Source organism: Pseudomonas sp. KH_024_B2 (assembly GCF_057839965.1).
Map to the genome: position 1 here is coordinate 389,217 of NZ_JBYQPS010000002.1, position 20,004 is coordinate 409,220.

Below are 20,004 nucleotides of genomic sequence, written 5' to 3' on the forward strand. Positions count from 1 at the left end.
CTTTTTCAGGTCAGTGGTAGTAGCCAGGGCCGCGCAGGTTGATGTGTTCGTCGGGCAGTAGCGGCAGGTTTTGCTGGGACAGCGGTAGCTTTTCCAGCCCTTGGCGCAGGATCGATTCAAGGCTTTTGTAGCTGCACGCGCCCAGTGCCAGCGCTCGCTGGCAAGCGGCTTCCAGCCGCTCTTCGCCGTGCTGCTTGCTCAGGCGCAGGATGCCCAGGCAGGCGCGGAAGCCGTGCTGAGGATGGATTCGGCGCTCAAGGATGTAGGCGATAACGCCAGCGGTGTTAGGCCCGGTCTGCTCGGCCCAGCGGATCAGCCGTTGCGGTGTCCATTCGGCGTGCTCCCGGTGGCTCTTGGGCATGTGCTCGGTTTGGGTGGTGTGGCGGCCTTTGTGCAGCGAGCGCAGGTGACTGGCCACCCGCTGGTTGGCGTGGAAGCACTCGACGGTCTTAGCGGTTAGCCGCACTTCGAGTTGGTGCTTCACCAACTGGTACGGCACCGAGTAGTAATGGCCCTCGACCTCGACGTGGTAGTCGATGTGCACCCGCACCTTTTTCCATTCGGCGTAGATGTACGGATGTTCTGGTAGCGGTTGCAGTGCGGGTTGGTCGATGGTCTCAAAGGCCGAGCGGCGTGAGCCGGGCAGCTTCTTGAAGGGCTTTTGATTGAGGCGTTCGAGCAGCAGGCTGATTGCCGTGTTGAGTTCGCCCAGCGAGAAGAACTGGCGGTTGCGCAGCGCGGCGAGGATCCAGCGCTCGACGACTTGCACGCCGACTTCGACCTTGGCTTTGTCCTTGGGTTTGCGCGAGCGAGCAGGTAATACGGCGATGCCGTAATGCTCGGCGAGATCGCGGTAACTGGGGTTGATGTCGGGCTCGTAGCGATGCGCCTTGGTGACGCCGCTGCGCAGATTATCGGGCACCAGGATCTGCGATGTGCCACCGAAAAAAGCAAAACAGCGGGCGTGCGAGCCCAGCCAGTCAGGCAGCTTCTGCGACCAGGTGGCCTCGGCAAAGGTGTAGCTGGACGCGCCGAGAACGGCGACGAAGATCTGCGTTTGGCGGATCTCGCCGGTTCGCCGATCAATGACCGGTACGGTCTGGCCGGCGTAATCGACGAACAGCTTTTCGCCGGCACGGTGCTCCTGGCGCATGACCACGTCGACCTTGGCGGCCCAGAGGCGGTAGTGCTCGCAGAACCAGCTGTATTGGAAGCCTTGCGGGTGGGCGAGTCGGTATTCCTGCCAAAGCAGGGCCAGAGTTACGCCGGGGCGGCGTAACTCCCCGTGTACATGAGCCCAGTCTGGCACCGGCCTTTGATCGCTGGGAACGGTGGGCGGCGGCGGAAAAAGATGCCGTTGTAACTCGGCGTCAGTCAGCGCAGAGGGCCAGGTCAGGCCGCTGGCAGCAAAGCGATTGAGGTACTCACCGACGCTGGCTCGGCCTACTTGCAAGCTGCCAGCGACCTGGCGGGCAGATAGGCCGACCTCGAATTTGAGACGTAGCACTTCTCGAATTTTACGCATGGATAAACGCTCCACGACGACCTCTCTGCTTCGATAAAAGAGGTCGATGGTAGTGAATAATCCTGCGTTGCTGCCTGCCTTAAGGGTGGCCGGATGAGCGTGGAATGGGTGGCCGGATCATCGTGGAATCAGTGGCCGGATGTTTATGGAATAGGTGGCCGGATGGCCGTGGAATCCGCAGTCTTTCTTGAGGCATGAAGAAAGGCAGGGATTCGTTCGCATACACGTGGAAAGTGGCTCAATTCGCTGGCAAGTATTCCTGCCTCTTCGCAAAGCAGAAATAGCCGCCGCATCTGGTCGAAACGCGTCTTAAGGGATCTGTAGCCTCGAGCGCCATACGGTCCGTACAACCACCAGCCTGTGATGATACGGAGCAGGTTAGCGTTCGCCGAGCCAATGGGCGCCGCTATTTTGGTAGCTGGGCCATCCCCAAAGTTCAGCGTCAGCGCCCGCTTGGCCCATGGATCAAGCCTCCAAACTGGATCGCCCCAACGGCTTATTACTTTGCCCTGTGCATCTATTACAACCGGCCAATCAGGTGGCGGAGGCCAGCTTTCCGGACGGTAATTCGACGCCCCAGGAACGGCGAGAGGCGACTCGATAGAAAGCCCTAACGTCGTGAGCATATTCATAGTGAAGACCCCGCTGTAACTTCCGCAAGCCGAATAAATCCGTCCCAAGCTGGGTGATAGTCCTCTTCAGCTATGCGAGCCAGTGCCTCCTCCACCCAAAGCCGACGCACCTGGCTACTTTCTTGAAAGAACCGTAACTTCGCGCTCAGACGCTCGACCGCAAGCATCGCTGGATGGTGAGCCTCGTCAGATCTATCGGTGCACGCTGGGCGATATCTCGCCAGCTCCAAGCTCTTGAGCACTCGCAAACTACTCAGAGACCAGACGTGATCCTCGCTTTCAATATCCCGATGATTGACGCAGAAAAGGCAACCCGCTGCGTTAATACAATCGGGATCAGGAGCATTAGTCGGAGCATCAACGACAGATTCTGGTGTCGGCGCCACACAAGTGCCTGGAGCAGGTGAGCAAACGACGGGATCTGCTTGCCGGTGAAATCGAGTGATTTCAATCATCGCAATTTGGGGATTGGGCTCGGCGTACACACGAATCAAAGTTTCAGCGGTGTGCTGTGCGATTTCCGCCACCAGGTCGGGGCGTTGCGACTCACGTAACAGCCAATTGATACGCGCACCCCGAAGCTTACGAGGTCGAACGAATCGAATATTGAAATCGGTGCAGGCGCGCGCAATAGCCGTGAACTGAGGAGCTTCTAAAGCGAGACGTCCCCCAAGACGGACAAGAGGGAAAAGAAGCCCCTCTAGATCGTCTGGAAACCACGTATTTCGCCACTCGATGTAGCGTTCGAACCACTGCTTATAGCTTGAGAAAACTTCAAAAAGCACTTCACCCTGACGGCGATTTTTGTAAGACCTCACTTGGTAACCATCAAGATGACTCATGTAATGGTATTGGTCGATTCGAAGCTGATGCGCCTGCGATAAATTCATGCCGGTTTGTGCGATGAACATAAGCAGCTCGGCTTCGATTCGTAGATTCACCGCCGGGTATCGAGTCTCGATTGAAATGTCAGCGTTCCGAAGTTCCCGGTTTCGAAGGATGTCCGCAATCTGGAATTTGGTTTGAGGTCGAATCCGTCGTGACGCTTCCTTCTCGGTATCGCGCAGGCCGCACCAGATAGGTAGCGTCGAACCCGACCGCAATTCTACTTGGATGGGAAGTGGCCCCGTAACTGCTTCATAGGTAAGGGCCGTACAGAGGTCGGCAATGAACTGCCCGAATGAAAAGCTCTCTTCTAAACTTTGCTTATTAGAGACCCCATTACTGGCCTTTCCGTTGCCTCTAGGCTTGCGAATTCGGGTGCTGTACAGAAGCGTCGAGCTTCGGCGTAGAACTCGGTCGAGCATCGTCGCGGTTAAACTCGCCGCGTCGTATAACGATCCGGCAGTTAGGTATCCTTCCACGCGATGACGCTGTAGAAGATGTTCAGCCCACCCCAGGTATTCCTCCGCGACCGTATCAATGCTCAAAGGACGCTCGCAGTGATCAACCCACTGAAAAAACTTTCTCACCGCGCCAATCTTGTTATTTGCCGAAAAGCGGCTCCCCCCGCCGACAAGGTCGTCGGTCAAACAGTTATGAAGTCCCTTCACAAGCTCTACCCGCTCCAGCAAAGGATCACCTAAAGCACCGGATGTGATTTCACTGCGTACAGTCTTCACTTTTGCCTTTGCACCACCGCTGTATAAAAGTGGTGCCAGATCCCAGGGCGTCTCATTTTTCGCGTACTCAAGCATTGGAAACGTTAGGTCTGAAGACGTCAGATCATTCATTACTCGCTCCCTGCATCGAAGCAATCCCTGTAAACGCAGCCATGAAGCTGTTCGCAATGGCCTGCTTAGCGGGTGCGGCTTGGACAAATTTGATGTATTTGAAAGTGGTAGCCTCCGAATTTCGACCGTGGAGCAATGCATTGCTGACAGTCGCAATCACTATCGCCACATCATCGCAATTTGCTAAAGCCAGCTTGGCGAGCTCAGTCCCAAAAGTGCACCTGGACTGATGGAAGCGAAACTTCCTGAGCGCTTTGATGCCCGACGCGATGCCTAATTTTCTAAGCAATGACATTTCAACGTTTATGGCCGAAGACTGATCACTGTCGCGACGTCCGAAAGGGTTTCCGAATCGTGTCAAGAACACTAAGTCTTGATGTTCGCCAGCAGCAGATGCCTCGCGAGTCAACCTGCGAAGACTCTTGGTGTACTCCAGGACTTCTGAACACAAAGCTTCGGGAATCCATACCTGGCCAGTTACTCCAAATTTGGTATGCACGGGTGGGGACGCACCTGGCCCTACGGATATCAGAAATAGACCTTTAGCAGACGGATCGTGTAAGGCACGCTCCAACGTATCAATACGAAGGTCACAGATCGTTCCCAGTCGCATACCCGTAAAGAAACCTAGAGCCAACATCAGATAAAGCTCGGGTGAGGCGTTCTGTTTTGCGAAATCAAGAATGGCGTCTCGATCAGCCGCAGACACAGGAAGTAGCCCACCTTCCAATGTGACCCCAATGCGTTTTCGGTTTGGAATACCCAGATCGGTGGTGGTGCCAGCTAGCGTTCGCTCGAAGCCAACCTGGTCAAAGTATTTGATGAAATAGCGCTTGTCTTTCCACAGAGGCAAAAGCGGGTTTAGGAGGCCACGCCTCCTAACCCACTTGTAGAAACTGATGCAGTTACGCATGTACTCGGAAGCCGTGGCAGGACTGATATGACCAGCATCACGGGCCTTGATAAGCGCCCCACGGTACTGAACAAGACATCGATCAGCCTTTCGAGGCGGAAACTCAAACCATTGAAGCCTGCGACTCTCCAAAAATTTCGCGTAGTTCAACAGCCCATTCAGGTTGCTAGAAACGGTCTTCAGGATTGCCTCACCATTGGTGACTCTCTCCATAGCCCAGAGATTGGCTTCTCTCCAGGGCAAGCCGTCTTCCCAGAATATTTGTGGTAGTCCTTCGATCACTACACGGGAGCTATTCAGCGAGTAGGTAATCAGGCGGTCTTTGACAAAAAGGTCATGCGGACTGAAGTGAATGTGCTCAACGGTAGCCAAGGGATATCTCTGTAAAAACAAGCGTCAATGTCCATAGATGCCCCATTTACTTTGGGCGTCCACAGTATGCAACTTATTCTTATCAATTGAGTACGGTGTAATTTTTGGCGCAACAGTGGCAACAGATCGCATCAGGCGCGAACTCGCGTCGCCATACAGGGGAAAGTTCGCGGAACAAATAATCAACCCAGAGCGCCAATGTTGTTGGCGTACTAAGTGAACAGCTTCTCCCATTTTAATGCCAAGTGCCTTGGCTTCGTCAGAACGTGCAATTACACATCCATCACCAGAGCCGGCAACTACAACAGGTTTGTTTGCAAGTTCAGGACGCCAAACACGCTCCGCTGACACGTAGAAGTTGTTTGCATCTAATAAGATGAACGCAGGTCGTCCGTTCATACCGGGCAAAGTCGGTGCAAATTAAAAGTGCAGACGCCCCAGATAATTAAGCTTTCTTTGTCTGCAATTACGATTGGGGAGTAACTCGTGTTTTCGGGACAGAGCAGAACGACGTCGCCGGCAATCACCAGACGCTTGCACACAAACTCCCCCTCATGAATGGCAACCACGATTGAACGGTTGACCGCCTTCTTGGACCTATCGACCACAATCACGTCGTTAGGCCAGATGCCGGCATCAATCATCGAGTCGCCTCCACTGCGCACCAGGTAGGTCGCAGGCGGGTTGGCGACAGCAATGTCATCCAGTGACGACATCTCCTCGATGAGGTCCTCGGCAGGACTAGGGAACCCGCAACTGAGCTTCGATGTGAAGACGGGTAGCAGCCCGGAGGCAGGCTCCACGCGGATGCGGCCGATGACTGAAATGGAATTCATTGGTTAACCTGTATAGATGTACAGTAAATGAATTCATGATACACGCAGTCCATCAAGCGACAAGGATCTCGCGCCGGAAGGCAGTAGCAAAAAAAATGGACAGGGGTGTGCCCGCACCGCGGGCCCGGCGAAGCCGGAAAAAATGGACAGGGGAGGGCGTGGCCACCGCAAATGGAACAGACTGAAGAAAAATGGTCAGGGAGCTGGCAGCGAGAGAAAAAAAGACTCCCCCGCGGCACCGTCCGCCTCGTACGATGTGCGCCTATTCAGACCGCTTGATTCCCAGCAGCGCAAAATTCAATAAGGACACTGGATGACCCCTGCCGATATCGTCCGTTACTGGCGCTCAGTCGAACTGCTTCAGCCGCAGGCTGCCCCCAAGCTCAAGAAGCGGGAAATGCCGCATCAGTCGTACATTCACGACGTTTCCGTGGCCAACCCGGTGATGCCCTGGGACAAAACGAGCAAAGTCCTAAAAGAACCACTGCCGAAAGGCAAAGTGTGGAGCCACCTCCTTTTCGGGCATTGCTACGACTTCAAATACGCCGTGAAGGCATTGGAGGACGTGTTTGGCGCCGATCAGGGGTACGCGGAACCCCAAAGTCAGATCGTCGCCCTGTACGCGCTCAAGTTAACGCACACCGGCGCCATGGTGGCCGACAGCCTGGTGCTGTCCTCTGCCGCTTGGCTGCTGGCAAGAGTGCGCGCAGGGGAGGATTGGGCGCGCAGTTTCGACGAGACCCAGGACAAGGTACGAGCCGTCGCGACAGAGCATCTTGCAGGGGTGGTGACCGCGGACAAAATTGTCCGCCTCACCAATTGGATCGTCACATACTTTGGCCTGCGCGATTTTTTCGCGGAGCAGCAGTGCTTCCATCGCTTTCGCTCCAAACCGATCAAGCCTACACAGGTCGAAAACGACGACGACCCGTTGAACAGTTTCATTCTGGACGACCTGGCCAAAGTTGCGGACAGCCTGGAGCGCAGCAACAGCAGTGCACCGCTAAATACCTACCTCACACCCCACACAGGGAGTGGCCGAATAGACGTCGGCGATGATCGCTTTTCACGGGTCTTATTGGACGAGCTGGCACCGGCTCGCTACCCGAGTGGTTGCTGGCCGACAGAAGCCGACCAAGGGCTGGTCCATTCCCAGCAACTGGCGGTTAACCATATCGCTGGCTCACTCAGCACCAGTAAAGGACAGCGTGCGGTCAATGGTCCGCCGGGTACGGGTAAAACCACGTTGCTGAGGGACATCATTGCCTCAGTCGTTACCGGTCGGGCTGATGTATTGGCCTCGCTGCCGCGAGCTGCGGATGCATTTGAGGGCAAGGGACTGCGCGCCGAGGAGGCGAGGGTCGGGGGCAAGCCTCAATTCTGCTTCAGCTTGAATGATCGCCTGCTGGGTCATGAAATTGTCGTGGCCTCATCAAACAACGGCGCGGTTGAGAATGTCACGCTGGAGCTACCCCAACGAGACAAGATCGACGAACGTTGGCTGTCCGACCTCGATCACTTCGCCGACCTGGGCGAGTGGCTGACCGGCAAACCCGCCTGGGGGCTGTTCTCTGCTGCCCTGGGCAGCAAGACCAACCGAAAGACATTTGTCACCCGGTTTTACTATGGCGATGGAAAGCCACTAGGGAAGACTGGCCCCGACGCGGTCGACCTTGATGAGGAGCTGGATGAGCCGGACGACGCTCCGGAAAAGGCAGAGAAAGTTGACGGTGAGCAGGCGGACGGTGCTCGGAAAGCAGCTGGCCCCGATGAGGAGCGAAAACCGAAAGGCTTCCGCGAATGGCTCGATGAGCAAGAGGTCGCCGTTGAGAAGCTTACGGTTAGCCGGCAGTCCATCTGGCAAGCGGCCGTGAAGCGTTACACCGACGCTAAGGCCCAGGCCGAGGCGGTGGGGGCTGAGGCCGCACTGGCGACTCAGTTGTTGGATGCCATGCTGCAGGCGCGAGAGCAGGTCCGGATCAAGCAGGAACAACTTGCTCTGTCCGTTGCGGGCCGCAAACGCCTCAAGTCTGAGGTCGACGACGTCATCAAGGAAGGCACCACCGCACAGGGTACGGTTCGAACACAGGTGACTCAAATACAGCGTCATAACAAGACCAAGCCCGGTTTTTTGGCCAACCTGTTCAGCTTGTGGGGTCGCTACCGACAATGGAAGCAGGAGTTGGATCTGCTGCAGAAAGTTCTTGATGCGGATGAGCGGGCATCGACGCTTGTTGATGTGAAGGTGAAGCGGCTCCAGGATGACTTGGCTGAATTCGACAAGTTGCTGGTCGTGAGCGAGGTCAGGTTGCTGCAGTTACAACACGCGGCGAAAGCGCGTGAAGCGCAGGTGACCACGCTGGCCGAAAAGTACAAAGCAGCACATTTTCTGGCTTGGCTGCGAACTGGCAGCATCGGCCGCGGACCTGAGATTGAGTTGGCCGAACCCTGGATTGTCCCGGGATGGCGCCGGGCTCGTGCGCGCGTGTTCATTGAAGCACTACGTCTGCACAAGACCTTTTTCGAGCTTGAACCAAAACGGGTCCGCGCCAACCTGAACTTTGTCACCAGCATGCTGCAGGGAACCCGGTACGGCGGCGTGTCTCAAGACGCCATCCGGTCCGCTTGGGCAACGCTGTTTATGGTCGTACCGGTACTGAGCAGCACATTCGCGTCCTTTGCCCGTACGTTTAGCACGCTGGGTGCTGGCGAGATTGGCTGGCTTCTGGTGGATGAAGCAGGGCAAGCGACACCTCAGGCTGCAGTGGGTGCCCTATGGCGTTCGCGCCGGTCAGTGATGGTCGGCGATCCCCTGCAGCTCAAGCCAATCCTGTCCGTTTCTGACGCTGCGCTTGAACACATGCGCCAGCCGTTCAAGGTTGACCCGCGTTGGATCCCCAGTGGTCAATCAGCGCAGTCGGTGGCTGACCAGGGCAATGCGGTCGGCAGGATGCTCGGCCCGGCCGGCATGAAAAGCTGGGTCGGATTACCGTTGGTGGTTCACCGGCGCTGCGACCGCCCCATGTTCGAGCTGGCCAACCGGATCGCCTATGACGGCGCCATGGTGTACGGGACCAGTACGCCATCCCCGGAGAAGGAAACCACCGCCACGCTGCCGACAGGCTGGATCGACGTGCGCGGGCCCTCGAGCGGCAACTGGGTCGAGGCGGAGGGGCTTGCATTGAAGGCGTTGCTGGCCAGGCTGGCGCTGGAGGGCGTGGAAGCCAAGGACATCTCAGTGATTACCCCCTTCCAGGACGTGCGTAACCAACTGCGGGCGATGCTGCGTCAACCCATGGTCTTTGGCACCATCCACACCATGCAGGGAAAAGAATCTTCTGTGGTCGTGCTCGTGTTGGGCGGTAATTCGGATTCGCCAGGTGCGCGCGAGTGGGCCGTGTCCGAACCGAACCTGGTGAACGTGGCCGCTACCCGAGCCAAGCGCCGGCTGTACGTCATCGGCGATCGGGCGGACTGGTCGAGGAGGCCGATTTTCTGCAAGGTGATGGATCTGTTGCCTAAGCTGACGCTGCCGATTGTGGCCGTCGAGCGTCAGGTCGCTGCGGCGGAGTAAATTCCGCTGGAAGCCTTGGTGAGTCAGTACGTTTGGGAAGAAATACAGGGCAGGCCGAAATTGGGAAAGGGCGTGAATTAAAGGAAAAGTCCAATGAGTCAGATACAGCCCCTAAAACTGATTCAGCGAATCGTAGCCCTCTCTCAACATGAGGCTGCGCACTGGGTCGTTGCAGTTGCATTGGGTTTTGACGCGCAAGAAATTGAGTTGGAGATTCAATCGCTTGAAGCACACAGAGGTAGTGCCAACACTTGTTCTGACGCTCGTTGCGAAACGATTGGCGAAATGCGGGCAGTGGTTCGGCGGCGAGCTCTGATCAAGCTTGCAGGGGCAATGGGGGAGGCTATAGATCGCGGAATACAAAAAATAAACGCCCAGGCAGCACAACAAATCCTTGAGGACGGAACGACTGGAGCTGGCCAAGATTATGCCATTGCGCGCGAGCTAACCATGCTGCTCTACAATTCGTCGCCGATTAGCCAAAATCTTACGTCCAGAGATCTGCTTGTTGAGCTTCAGGCTGACGCATTTGTTTTAGTATCTAAGAACATGAGGCCAATATGCGATCTGGCAGATGCGCTAACAAAGAAGGTGATGAGTGGGAAAGGGTTAGGTGAACTCAGCAAGGATGAGATTTATCAACTCCCGCTCTATTGTCATTTGCCATAGGAAAATCCGACCAGCTCCACTAGGGCTGCATCGGAAATCGTTCATTGCCCAACCAAACTGGTAGGGGACAGTCATGAACGCCCAAGTACACCTAAGCCCGCCCTTGGTCCGAGGCAGTAGAGGGGTGCCCATTTGGCGCCAGTGAACCGTGAGGGAGATACGTCAATGGCTCGTTCAGAGGCAGTCATTGCAGGTTGAAGGCAGAGCAGGCCAACAACCTAGACATTCCGCATTACGAAAGCAACGCTATGTCCAACGTGCACTGACAAGGAGTAGCCAATTGGCTACAAATCCGACTATGATTGATGAGAAAAAGAAAAAGAAGAAGAAATTCAAAATTCGCCAAACCCCTGAGTTTTCGGTTTGGCTTGGTGGTGTGACAGATATTGTGGGGAAGGCAGCCATTTTGGCCCGCTTGGATCGCGCTAGTGATGGCAATTTCGGTGATTGCGAGCCGGTTGGCGAAGGTATGAGCGAAATGCGCGTTTTCGTTGGCCCAGGTTACAGAATCTACTTTGTGCGCTCAGGTCAGAATGAGTACCTGATGCTTAACGGAAGCGATAAAACGGACCAACGAAGAGGGATCAAAACGGCCAAAAGGATCCTTAATGCCTTGGGAGGTAAATGACATGAGTGAATCGAAATTTAACCCTGAGGATATGCCTATCCTTAGTCTCAATACCTCTAGCACAAGTCGCTACGAAGCTTCGCGCTTTCTCGATAGCCCAAAAGCTATGGCTGCTTACCTTGCTGAGAGTATGAAAGCAGATGACACCGAGGGTCTCATTCATGCGCTGGCTGAGATCGCAAAAGCGAAGGGCGTGAATAAAGTTGCTGAAGATGCTGGAGTAAACCGCGAAAGCCTCTACAAAGTGCTGAAAAAAGGAGCAAAGACGCGATTTGATACTATTAGAAAACTCATGACTGCAATCGGCCTTGAATTGACGGTGCAGCCGATTGCCGGCTCTGTTGCGGCTTCAAGAGCAAGAGCTGTTGCCGCCAAGCCAGCTGCCGCCAAACCAGCGGCTAAGCCTGCGGTGAAAAAACCTGCTGCCGCCGCCAAGCCAGCTGCCGCCAAACCAGCGGCTAAGCCTGCGGTGAAAAAACCTGCTGCCGCCGCCAAGCCAGCTGCCGCCAAACCAGCGGCTAAGCCTGCGGTGAAAAAACCTGCTGCCGCCGCCAAGCCAGCTGCCGCCAAACCAGCGGCTAAGCCTGCGGTGAAAAAACCTGCTGCCGCCGCCAAGCCAGCTGCCGCCAAACCAGCGGCTAAGCCTGCGGTGAAAAAACCAGCTGTTGCCGCCAAGCCAGCTGCCGCCAAACCAGCGGCTAAGCCTGCGGTGAAAAAACCTGCTGCCGCCGCCAAGCCAGCTGCCGCCAAACCAGCGGCTAAGCCTTCGGTGAAAAAACCTGCTGGTGCCACCAAGCCAGCTGTCCCTGCGAGCCTTCCACCCGCAGCTAAACCTGCAGTCGAAGCAGCAACCGGCAGACTTTCAACTTCCTCAAAACTGTATTTGGACAGCCTTGCGACTGCATGAGGGGAATCATCCGGTTCAACTGGAAGGCTTAGAAACTCAGCTCTATCAACAAGCCAATCAGTTAAGGGAAATGCCCGCCCAAGTACACACAGGTCCCGCCGCAACCGCGGGGCCGACGCCGTAGAGAGGAATGCTTTTCGCTCCCCGGGACCTAGCAGGGAAATAGAAGGAACCAACCCATGAAAGACATTTTCAGCCTTGCTCCGAGCCAGCGAAAAGCAGTTATGAGGCCTTCCAGGTAGAGGCAGCAATGGGGGATGGCCATTGCCTCGATGAGTGTGTCAGTTCGTGGTCTGCTGGTCAGTATTTTGGACCTTGTGCAGAGCGGCGGTGAAGCTTGCCAACGACTCAACCTGCCCAAGGGCACCGTACAGGTCTTCTATGCTGGCTCCTTGAGGGAGCGAGGTGATCGTCTCGGAGAGCGCGAGTTTTTGCTCTGGGGTGAGGGCCTGCTCTGCGAGCTGTTCCAGGTACCGAGTCACAAACTCCCGATTGTCACTCAGCCCACCTGCGCGAAGTGGCGCAGCTGCGAGCGGAAACTCATCAGCTCGGATGCGCCCGCTTTCAATACCGTCAATCACCCTATCGAAAGCTTCGTTCAGACGTTTTTCGTCGCTCACGAACGCCGCGATCTTGCTGAGTTTCTGCTTGTCCATCTGGTTGTACTCCCATGGCAAAGGGTGCAAATGAAATTTGGTAAGTTGTTGATAAACCTTGTGACCTTGCTCGTTCCAACGCGCTTGGCAGGCCCCCTCGGTTGACGACAGTACAGGGAGCCTGTGACTCCGCACCTGAACATCCTCCACGAAAATCACCGGCTCGCAGCAGCCAAACGCTATGCCGCTGGTTTTGGTTCACCAGAACCCCGCCAGGAGTAAGTGTCACTCATGATCAACACCCCCGGCTAGGTCGAGATGGGTAATCAGTACTGCCAGCGGCCTAGCTCCCCAGACTCCCATTGGATCGGCTGGCCGTCGAGGCCTTCGCATTCATCGACCGGACCGGCAATGGTGTAATCGGCGCCAGGGTGCTCGTCGATAGGGGCCGGCAGACACGCCCTGTTCAACCCATCCAGGCGCTTGCGTGCCTGTTCCCAGCTTTCCCCCGGCCGTGCACCGGCCTTCACCTGGTCATCGCTCAAAGGCGGCAGCTTGTTGGGTTCGAGCGTCGGCATGGTTGAAACTCCTTTTACGTCTAGTCTCGTGTGGGCGATTGGCCTGGGCCACCCCCGCCCACTCCGATACCATGGGTCGGTGGCGGTCTCGATGGTGTGGGCTCAAAACCTTGTAATGCATCCCATCCCGCCCTATGAGCCTCGGCACGTCGTACGCCAGAGTTATCTGGAGTCGGAGTAGGTGTGGGGTCTGGACCTCCATCTGCACGGCGACCGTCGACCTGGACCACGCCGCTCTGCTGAAGGCCGTACTGCTGAATAACCTCCACCATTATTGAGCGCACTTCGGCTGCCGTTAATGGCTTTTCACACCCCATTGGATTTGTGAAAAGTGCAGTTGGCTGATTAGCCTTTTGCGGAATTCCAAAAGCCTTCTCGTAAGCGGCCTTTCCATATTGTTCTTCATATCGTTCCATGCACTTCATTGCATAGCTGGACGAAAACTGTGAGCAAGGCGCCTCGCGTACGCCGGATAGGGGATTGATCACTCCTTCGGCGGTATAGGGTGGGTTATAAGCATTTCCATAATCGAACATTGCTGCGTTCTGGGAACTCGAACGACAGCCAGCGATCAGCAAAAATACTGCAGCGACCCAGAGCAGTCTTGCCATAACACATCACCCCCCGGCCTACGGTTCTTTTCAGGATTGAATGTAGTTTCGTTTTCCTGTTTAGGAAAACTGCGTCGATGCATTCCCGACCTACAAGGAATACTTTCGCGCCCTGACTAGCCGCTAAACGACCGGTGAGAATGGCGGGCTATGGCCTATGATGTGATTTTGTTCCGGAGGTACGGCGATGTGCAGCCGATACGAAGCGCCAACGACAGAGAGGCTCCTGGCCGGGTTCGGTGCAGCACCGGACCAGCCTTTCAAAACAGCCCTGTGGCCGGGGTACATCGGGCCTTTCCTGCGTGCTCGAGGAGCCGAAGAGGCCGAGGAGGGAGAGGGCCCTGTGGAGGCACTGGTCGGGATGTTCGGTCTGCTACCGTTCTGGGCGAAGGACACCAAGCTGGCGCGGAGCACCTACAACTCAAGAAGTGAAACGGCCGCGACCAAACCGTCATTTCGATCGGCCTGGGCCAAGGCCCAGCATTGCATTATCCCGTGCACTGCTTTCTACGAGCCGGACTGGCGTTCTGGCAAGGCTGTGCCAACCCGCATCACCCGTGCGGATGGTGGCCTGATTGGCATTGCCGGCCTATGGGAACGCTGGGTTGATCCTGCGGGCGGAGAGGTGGTGCACAGCTACAGCATGCTCACGATTAACGCCTCTCAACACGAGTTAATGCGCAATTTTCACAAACCTAATGACGAAAAGCGCATGGTGGTTATCTTGCCGAATGGCGTACATCAGGATTGGTTGCGGGCGCCGGCGGAGGAGAGCATGCAGTTTATGCGGCCGTATCCCGCCGACCGGCTCATCGCCGAGTCGGAGCCGGCGCAGGGCAAGGCGTAATCGGGCCAGCAGCGATATCGGGCGCATTCCTGGGGCGAATTGAGACTCCATTCCTCTTAAAGGGGCGGGATAGTAAGTGCCACGAATCATGGCGCATCGCGCTTACGTCCCCTTCCCGCTGGTATTCCCCATGTCGCAAACCTCTTCTGAACAACCTGAGCAACGCAGTTTTTCGGTTCATCCCTCTATCATCAAGACACTGATTCACGAACAGGCTGGCTCGCTGACTAAAGCAGTTGCTGAGCTAGTGATGAACTCCGTCGACGCTGAAGCCAGCCTGATTGAAATCGAGGTGAGCGATGCTGGTAACTTCGTCGTTCGTGACAACGGACACGGCTTTACCTCGAAGAACGAGATCGAAAGATTCTTCGAGACGTTTGGGACACCCCATGATGAGGATGACGCCCACTATGGGCGCTTTCGAATTGGCCGCGGGCAAATCATGTCCTACGCGAGTACGGTTTGGCGCAGCGGTCGCTTTGAAATGCGAGTGGATTTGAAGGGTGATGAGCAGTTTTTTGGCTACCAACTGATTGAGCATGTGGAGGAGGCCCCAGGATGCACCATTACCGGGAGGGTTTATGACAACGACTCTTGGGAGTGGGCGGGGATTCTTAAGCGCTCGGAACTATCAAGTACGATCCGTTACGTTCCTATTCCGGTAATGCTTAATGGGGTGCAGGTCAATAAGGTGCCGGGCCAGCAATCCTGGGATTACGAAGATGACCTCGCTTGGTACAGCTTCGACAATCAGGCATTCGAGTTACGGGTTTTCAATCGAGGCGTCCATGTGTGCAATCTCCCTGCTCGTGAGGTAGGTGTCGGTGGAGTGGTAACATCCAAAAGTGCCCTGCACGTAAATCTGGCACGCAACTCCGTCATCACCCACAAATGCGAGACTTGGAGGGAAATCGCCCGGACCATTCGTGAAGAGTTTTCGCGAAGGCTGAGTCAGGTAACCAAGCTCAAGGGCGTGGAGGCCATGACGCTGCTTCATGAACTGCTTTTTTCGGAGGTGGAGCTTGCGCCACTGACTCAACACCTGGCTTGCTGCATCCGGTTTATTCCAGACGTGTTTGGTGAGTTGAAGGCGCCGAAGGACTTCCTCGCGCAAGAGAAATACACCCTTTTTGATGGCGTACACATGGGGATAGCTGAACGTGTACAGCGGGAGGGCATGGCTACGGTCATTATGCCGGATTTGTTCCACCTGTCTCGCGCGCAACTTTCAGAGGACAACGCTCAACGTATCATCCCGCAGCTGAGGGAACGCCTGGGTGTTTCGAAGCACATTCCCTTTGCGTTTATACCGTTCGCTCAACTGGTGAAAGGCCTTAGCGATACATCATCGTTCGTTGCCGACAAGGATCTACCACCAGAGGAGCTGCTGGTGCTGAAATTGCTGCGCTCGATGAACCGAGAGTTGGCGCAAATAACGAACGGTAAGCGGTGCCCGACGCGGAAACTTATTGCCGGCGTATCGGATTGTATGAACGGTTGGACCGATGGGGCTACCTACATTGCAATCAATCGGCGAATGCTGAGTGGAATCCGCGGGCAGAAAGCTGGTGGTAGCTCGGCCAAACTGATTGCCCTGCTCATTCACGAGTACGCGCATCACGATGGGACACTAGGTGAGCATGATCACGATCATGAGTTTTATGTCCGTTACCACGAAGCAACAATGCGTCGTGATTTCGGGGTCTTAATTGACAGGCTTTTCCAGAAGTACATCGCCGGCATTGCCAAACTGGAGGTCGTGCCATCAGGCGAGCACAGGGCGCATTTGAAGAGGCTAAGTCGTGATCTGGGACGGCTTAGCAGCCGAACCGTCGCTAGAAAGCGAGGCCGACGGGTCGTACCGGCGTCACTCAGTTGAGTAACAACAGCCAGAGTAATTAGCAGACCGGGGCACTCATCATGGCGTACAACTGCACCTCCAGGGCGCCAGGGCAGCACCCGCAGTTGACGAGGGCGAGATAGACGATAGCCGCCGCGTACAGCCCGCCCAGTGGGTCGAGATGTTTTGGGGCGGGCTTGTTCATGGCTTCTTTGGTTAGCGCTGGTTAAACATGTCTGTTTGCTTGTCCGCAGGATCTATCTTAGGTGCGTTCAGCGGATGGCCCAATTGGCGGCGAATCTCGGCCAGCCAAGCTTTGTACGGAGTGTTCTCACGTTCGCCCCATGGGTAGGCCTCGGTCAAAGCCTTACGCAACGCCTTCATGTCGCTGCGCCCAACGCTACGAATCACTTCTGCGACGATCGGCGCCGCTGCATCTGCCCAAGACATCGTCTACATCCTCCTGCTGCCCAATTTTAACGGCGATACCAATTTAGCCTGTAGCATCTGGCATCCGCGGGTATCTGGTCCGGCACCCAGCGCAGGCAGTCCAGGTACAAGCGTTCGGGCTTGCTCGGACTGCGCCGGGTTGCTTGCACCAGATAGGCTGATCCACCAGATGTGACGATGTAATCGCCGGCGCTCAGGCCGTCTGCGCCGTCGATGTACAACTTGCAGGGGGTGAAGGGCTGACGGCGGCTAGCCATATCGGGATTTCCCTTGGGCGAACAACACGAACACGGCAGGGCTTGGGTGTACCTGGTGCGATTTTTTTTCCGCGCCGGGTTGTGCGTCGGGCGTGACGCGCAGCCCGGCGCGAGGCTTTGGATTTCGTGACGCCCACACGGCTGTTTACTGGTCGCTCTTTGAGAATGTGACCTGCAAGGCTGCCAATGGCGGCATTGGTGCGAATCTCTCTTCATTCCGATTTCTTGTCACGTTCTGAATCCCGACCCCGCCGGCCAGCCGCCTCAATATCTTTTTGGGTGGCACCATATCGACCAGTAAACGGGTTTCGGGCGAGTCCCAAAAAATCGTGTGCTCGCTGCACCAGTCCGCTCCGGTTGATGTAGTACGCCCAGAGTCCGTTGGACAAAATACCTATTGCGATACAAGCCGCGGACAACAGCTGTGCAGGCCCGCTTTCACCGAACATAAACGGCACAATACCGGCCAAAAGTGCGCCGACCCCGAATGGCCATAGCAGAAATGCTGCATACAGACTTCGCCGCAACTTCATGACTGATTTCCGACGTTAATGGCTGAGTTTTAGCTTGGGTACGACGGTCCCGTCATTACCCACGTTTGACGCCATTGCCTTTACCGCTATCGAACGCCTCAAGGCTTCCGCAAACTCACGGGTCACTACCTCGGCATCACCTGTCGTCGCCACAAGGATCGTCGCCTGCAATGGCTCTGACGTTACTGTGGTTGCGTTGTGCCTGGTTAACATCACACCATCTACGGTGCAGATGACGCCACGATCAGATAGCGGCGCCGCATGGATGTTGAAGCGCTCCAGCGATTTCTGTTCGTTTCGCTCTGCTTTCGAAAGGTCAGAAAATGCCTTGTTGTGCGTACACACGTATTGCAGCATCTGTGCCCCTTGATCACTAAACGAAGGTGCCGGAACAACATCCGTTTCACCTGGGCGGGCATAGGCGATGCCTATGGCGATTCCTGCTGCAAGAGCCAACACTGGCACCGCTGCTATCAGCGCGGTTCTCGAGTTCATGGATAATTACCCTGACTTGCGGACTTGCGGACTTGCGGACTTGCGGACTTGGCCTGGTCGGAGCGGCTACGCCCTTTGGGGACAAGGCTCGCGAGACGCCGAACAACGGTAAACGACGAATCAGAGTTACGCTGGCCGAGTTCAACGACTATGCCGGCCACGCCAACTTGCAGGATGCACAAACCGGCGAGAATGCTAAGCACACTCGCCGCGATGGTTTCAGAAAGGGAATCACCTTCATAGCCCAGCATCCAATACACAACTAAGCCGGAGGCCAATACTCCGCAGAATCCATATGACCAGAAAAAATCTTTGTGAGTCGGGTGTTTCATTGGAGATTTTGCCCTTACTGTCTCGATGACCGATTCCACTAATGCTCGTGGCTAGGATGACTTGTGGCGCAATCCCAACTCGATGCTGGCATTTTCCCACACATCCGGAAGATGCAAAGCCAAATCGGGCGCCAAATGAAGCCGCTGAAAATTGCAGATTAGCCCAACGTTGATGGCTGGGCTTGGGCATTACCTGGGAGTTCCAATCTGACAGTGGCGGTCTTAATGACCCAAGCTTTTCACCCACCACTCAATCGAAAAAGCTGCGATGCCGGTGATTACGATCACAACGGCCGCGATTCCAATACCGCGCCATTTTGCTGCCTTATGCATGGCTGCTAACTCCTATACCTGTGCTGGCTGTAGGTCCTCGATTAACTCGAAATAATCGTGTTGAACGGCGCGTACAGTTCCTTCGATCCCCGTACCGTCACTCAACTTTATGTGCGCGCGGGTCAGTCCTGGAGCCTTTAGCAGGGCGACCCCAATTTCGGGAATGACAACCGAGATAAATCCATGCATGCGCTGCAGGACCACTTTGACGGTTTTCGGCTCTGCAGTTCGGCCAAGTCCGCCAGGCTGACCGTAAATAAGGGTTAATTCAATTGGGCCTGTATACACGCTCACGAAAGCATTCCTATCGTTCGGTAAATGCGAAAATCGCATCTTTCTACGGCCTCGGCCCCGGGTTTCGGCCGGGGCTTGGGTGTTTCTGGACGGCAGTTTCGTGCCCTTTACTGGATCAGCTGGTCGGGGTGGTTGAGGTAGTATTTTCAACGTCATAGACCACGACACTAGATTGCTCTAACGCGGCATGGATGCGAGGCGTCTCAACCTCATCTCCGTACCAATCAAGATCGATGGCTGCAGGAACAACGCCGGCTATCGAGGCTTTGAGCCTCTGCGCTTCACCGGTCCAAGTTGTAAATGGACTGCTATCACCTGGCAGGGTGAAAATCTCGACCGCAACATCAAGGTCGCTATCTGGTCGATGGGTGCCACGAACCCGACTGCCAAAGAGGTAGGCCTTGCGAACGAGAGGTTGGGTGCCGGCCCACTTCGCAACCGCGGCTGCCATATCATCAAATTCCATGATTTTTTCCTTTCAGGTGTCGATGTTCGGCCAGCACTCTGCGGTAGGTCGTACTGGCCGACCATGAGCGGCGTCAGCATAGCCAAGACGGGCCAGGCGCTGGGCGCGATAGGTCAGGCCGTGTGCATTGCTCCATGGGACGCCTGCATCGTGCCGCTTGCGACCGACCATGTACGGTATATCAACATTGATCGAGTGGTGCCCGGCACCCTCGGCGCGCATTCGGGCAACGTAGCGTTCAAGCAGATCGGCGCGCATGGGACATTCCTAGAACGGTGCGCTGTCGAGCACAGGCATGGTTTGGAGATTGGTGGGAGAGGGCGACTTGGCTTCGCGGGCTCGCACCTTAGCCCAGGCTTCGGTGCTGTCCTCGCTGTGGCCGCAATGCCGACACTGATAGCCGTCACTGCGCCCGCTCGGATCGGATTCGCATTCGTGGAACTCCATAGGGGTGAAGTGGCACATGGGCACCGGCCCAACGTCGAGGCTACGCATCAGGTCGTTGTAGTCGTTCATCACCTGAAAGTAACGAGCTTCGTCCTCGGCGCTAATGGGTTGCTCGATCATGACCATGGCTGCTTAT

At 55.9% G+C, this 20,004-nt stretch carries 21 protein-coding genes; 6 read left to right on the top strand and 15 right to left on the bottom strand.

The window, feature by feature from the left end:
• Positions 1–10: 10 nt before the first annotated feature.
• The 5 genes from istA to AC3I0A_RS29035 all read right to left on the bottom strand — a co-directional run bounded on the left by istA (position 11) and on the right by AC3I0A_RS29035 (position 6,011).
• Positions 11–1,525, bottom strand: coding sequence for an IS21-like element ISPre4 family transposase (gene istA, locus AC3I0A_RS29015; RefSeq protein ID WP_041771204.1), 1,515 nt, complete (start codon positions 1,523–1,525; stop codon positions 11–13).
• 628 nt (positions 1,526–2,153) lie between these two features.
• On the bottom strand, positions 2,154–3,890 hold the full coding sequence (locus AC3I0A_RS29020; protein ID WP_489378680.1) for a site-specific integrase: 1,737 nt from the start codon (positions 3,888–3,890) through the stop codon (positions 2,154–2,156).
• A complete protein-coding gene (locus AC3I0A_RS29025) occupies positions 3,883–5,196 on the bottom strand; it encodes a tyrosine-type recombinase/integrase (protein WP_489378681.1) in 1,314 nt (437 codons plus the stop codon). The genes AC3I0A_RS29020 and AC3I0A_RS29025 overlap by 8 nt, the downstream gene beginning before the upstream one ends.
• Positions 5,197–5,199: 3 nt before the next feature.
• Entirely contained in the window at positions 5,200–5,574 is a 375-nt protein-coding gene (locus AC3I0A_RS29030; protein WP_489378683.1) for a Y-family DNA polymerase, read from the bottom strand.
• Positions 5,571–6,011, bottom strand: a complete 441-nt coding sequence (locus AC3I0A_RS29035) for a LexA family protein (RefSeq protein WP_050682269.1) — start codon at positions 6,009–6,011, stop codon at positions 5,571–5,573. Before AC3I0A_RS29035 ends, AC3I0A_RS29030 begins: the two co-directional genes overlap by 4 nt.
• 313 nt (positions 6,012–6,324) lie before the next feature.
• Here AC3I0A_RS29035 and AC3I0A_RS29040 point away from each other — a divergent pair, with 313 nt between their 5' ends.
• From AC3I0A_RS29040 to AC3I0A_RS29055, 4 genes are all read left to right on the top strand, one after another.
• Positions 6,325–9,585 (top strand): DEAD/DEAH box helicase, encoded by a 3,261-nt coding sequence (locus AC3I0A_RS29040; RefSeq protein WP_489378684.1) that lies wholly within the window; start codon positions 6,325–6,327, stop codon positions 9,583–9,585.
• A gap of 93 nt (positions 9,586–9,678) precedes the next feature.
• Positions 9,679–10,254 (top strand): hypothetical protein, encoded by a 576-nt coding sequence (locus AC3I0A_RS29045; RefSeq protein WP_050682267.1) that lies wholly within the window; start codon positions 9,679–9,681, stop codon positions 10,252–10,254.
• 298 nt (positions 10,255–10,552) lie between these two features.
• The gene (locus AC3I0A_RS29050) at positions 10,553–10,882 is read left to right on the top strand and encodes a type II toxin-antitoxin system RelE/ParE family toxin (protein ID WP_050682266.1); all 330 of its coding nucleotides are present in this window, start codon (positions 10,553–10,555) and stop codon (positions 10,880–10,882) included.
• Between the two features lies 1 nt (position 10,883).
• Positions 10,884–11,789 (top strand): addiction module antidote protein, encoded by a 906-nt coding sequence (locus AC3I0A_RS29055; RefSeq protein WP_489378685.1) that lies wholly within the window; start codon positions 10,884–10,886, stop codon positions 11,787–11,789.
• A gap of 281 nt (positions 11,790–12,070) precedes the next feature.
• Here the strand turns inward: AC3I0A_RS29055 and AC3I0A_RS29060 are convergent, their stop codons facing one another.
• Together AC3I0A_RS29060 and AC3I0A_RS29065 are read right to left on the bottom strand one after the other, a co-directional pair.
• The gene (locus AC3I0A_RS29060) at positions 12,071–12,445 is read right to left on the bottom strand and encodes a hypothetical protein (protein WP_050683056.1); all 375 of its coding nucleotides are present in this window, start codon (positions 12,443–12,445) and stop codon (positions 12,071–12,073) included.
• A 266-nt stretch (positions 12,446–12,711) separates the two neighbouring features.
• Entirely contained in the window at positions 12,712–12,963 is a 252-nt protein-coding gene (locus tag AC3I0A_RS29065; protein WP_050683055.1) for a hypothetical protein, read from the bottom strand.
• A gap of 798 nt (positions 12,964–13,761) precedes the next feature.
• Here AC3I0A_RS29065 and AC3I0A_RS29070 point away from each other — a divergent pair.
• The gene (locus AC3I0A_RS29070) at positions 13,762–14,421 is read left to right on the top strand and encodes an SOS response-associated peptidase (RefSeq protein WP_050683054.1); all 660 of its coding nucleotides are present in this window, start codon (positions 13,762–13,764) and stop codon (positions 14,419–14,421) included.
• Positions 14,422–14,551: 130 nt separating this feature from the next.
• Entirely contained in the window at positions 14,552–16,300 is a 1,749-nt protein-coding gene (locus AC3I0A_RS29075) for an ATP-binding protein (protein ID WP_407004621.1), read from the top strand.
• Between the two features lie 177 nt (positions 16,301–16,477).
• Here the strand turns inward: AC3I0A_RS29075 and AC3I0A_RS29080 are convergent, their stop codons facing one another.
• The 8 genes from AC3I0A_RS29080 to AC3I0A_RS29115 form a co-directional block, all read right to left on the bottom strand.
• On the bottom strand, positions 16,478–16,711 hold the full coding sequence (locus AC3I0A_RS29080) for a hypothetical protein (protein WP_050683052.1): 234 nt from the start codon (positions 16,709–16,711) through the stop codon (positions 16,478–16,480).
• Positions 16,712–16,737: 26 nt separating this feature from the next.
• Entirely contained in the window at positions 16,738–16,968 is a 231-nt protein-coding gene (locus AC3I0A_RS29085) for a hypothetical protein (RefSeq protein ID WP_082239637.1), read from the bottom strand.
• 212 nt (positions 16,969–17,180) lie between these two features.
• Complete coding sequence (locus AC3I0A_RS29090; RefSeq protein WP_050683051.1) at positions 17,181–17,501, bottom strand: NfeD family protein; 321 nt, start codon at positions 17,499–17,501, stop codon at positions 17,181–17,183.
• Positions 17,502–17,516: 15 nt separating this feature from the next.
• Complete coding sequence (locus AC3I0A_RS29095) at positions 17,517–17,996, bottom strand: hypothetical protein (RefSeq protein ID WP_156320537.1); 480 nt, start codon at positions 17,994–17,996, stop codon at positions 17,517–17,519.
• Positions 17,993–18,367 (bottom strand): hypothetical protein, encoded by a 375-nt coding sequence (locus AC3I0A_RS29100; RefSeq protein ID WP_407004622.1) that lies wholly within the window; start codon positions 18,365–18,367, stop codon positions 17,993–17,995. The genes AC3I0A_RS29095 and AC3I0A_RS29100 overlap by 4 nt, the downstream gene beginning before the upstream one ends.
• A 703-nt stretch (positions 18,368–19,070) precedes the next feature.
• A complete protein-coding gene (locus AC3I0A_RS29105) occupies positions 19,071–19,421 on the bottom strand; it encodes a nucleotidyltransferase family protein (protein ID WP_050683047.1) in 351 nt (116 codons plus the stop codon).
• 12 nt (positions 19,422–19,433) lie between these two features.
• Positions 19,434–19,679, bottom strand: coding sequence for a hypothetical protein (locus AC3I0A_RS29110; protein WP_050683046.1), 246 nt, complete (start codon positions 19,677–19,679; stop codon positions 19,434–19,436).
• A gap of 9 nt (positions 19,680–19,688) precedes the next feature.
• Positions 19,689–19,988: a hypothetical protein gene (locus AC3I0A_RS29115; RefSeq protein ID WP_197282334.1), complete on the bottom strand. Its 300-nt coding sequence runs from the start codon at positions 19,986–19,988 to the stop codon at positions 19,689–19,691.
• Positions 19,989–20,004: the final 16 nt, after the last annotated feature.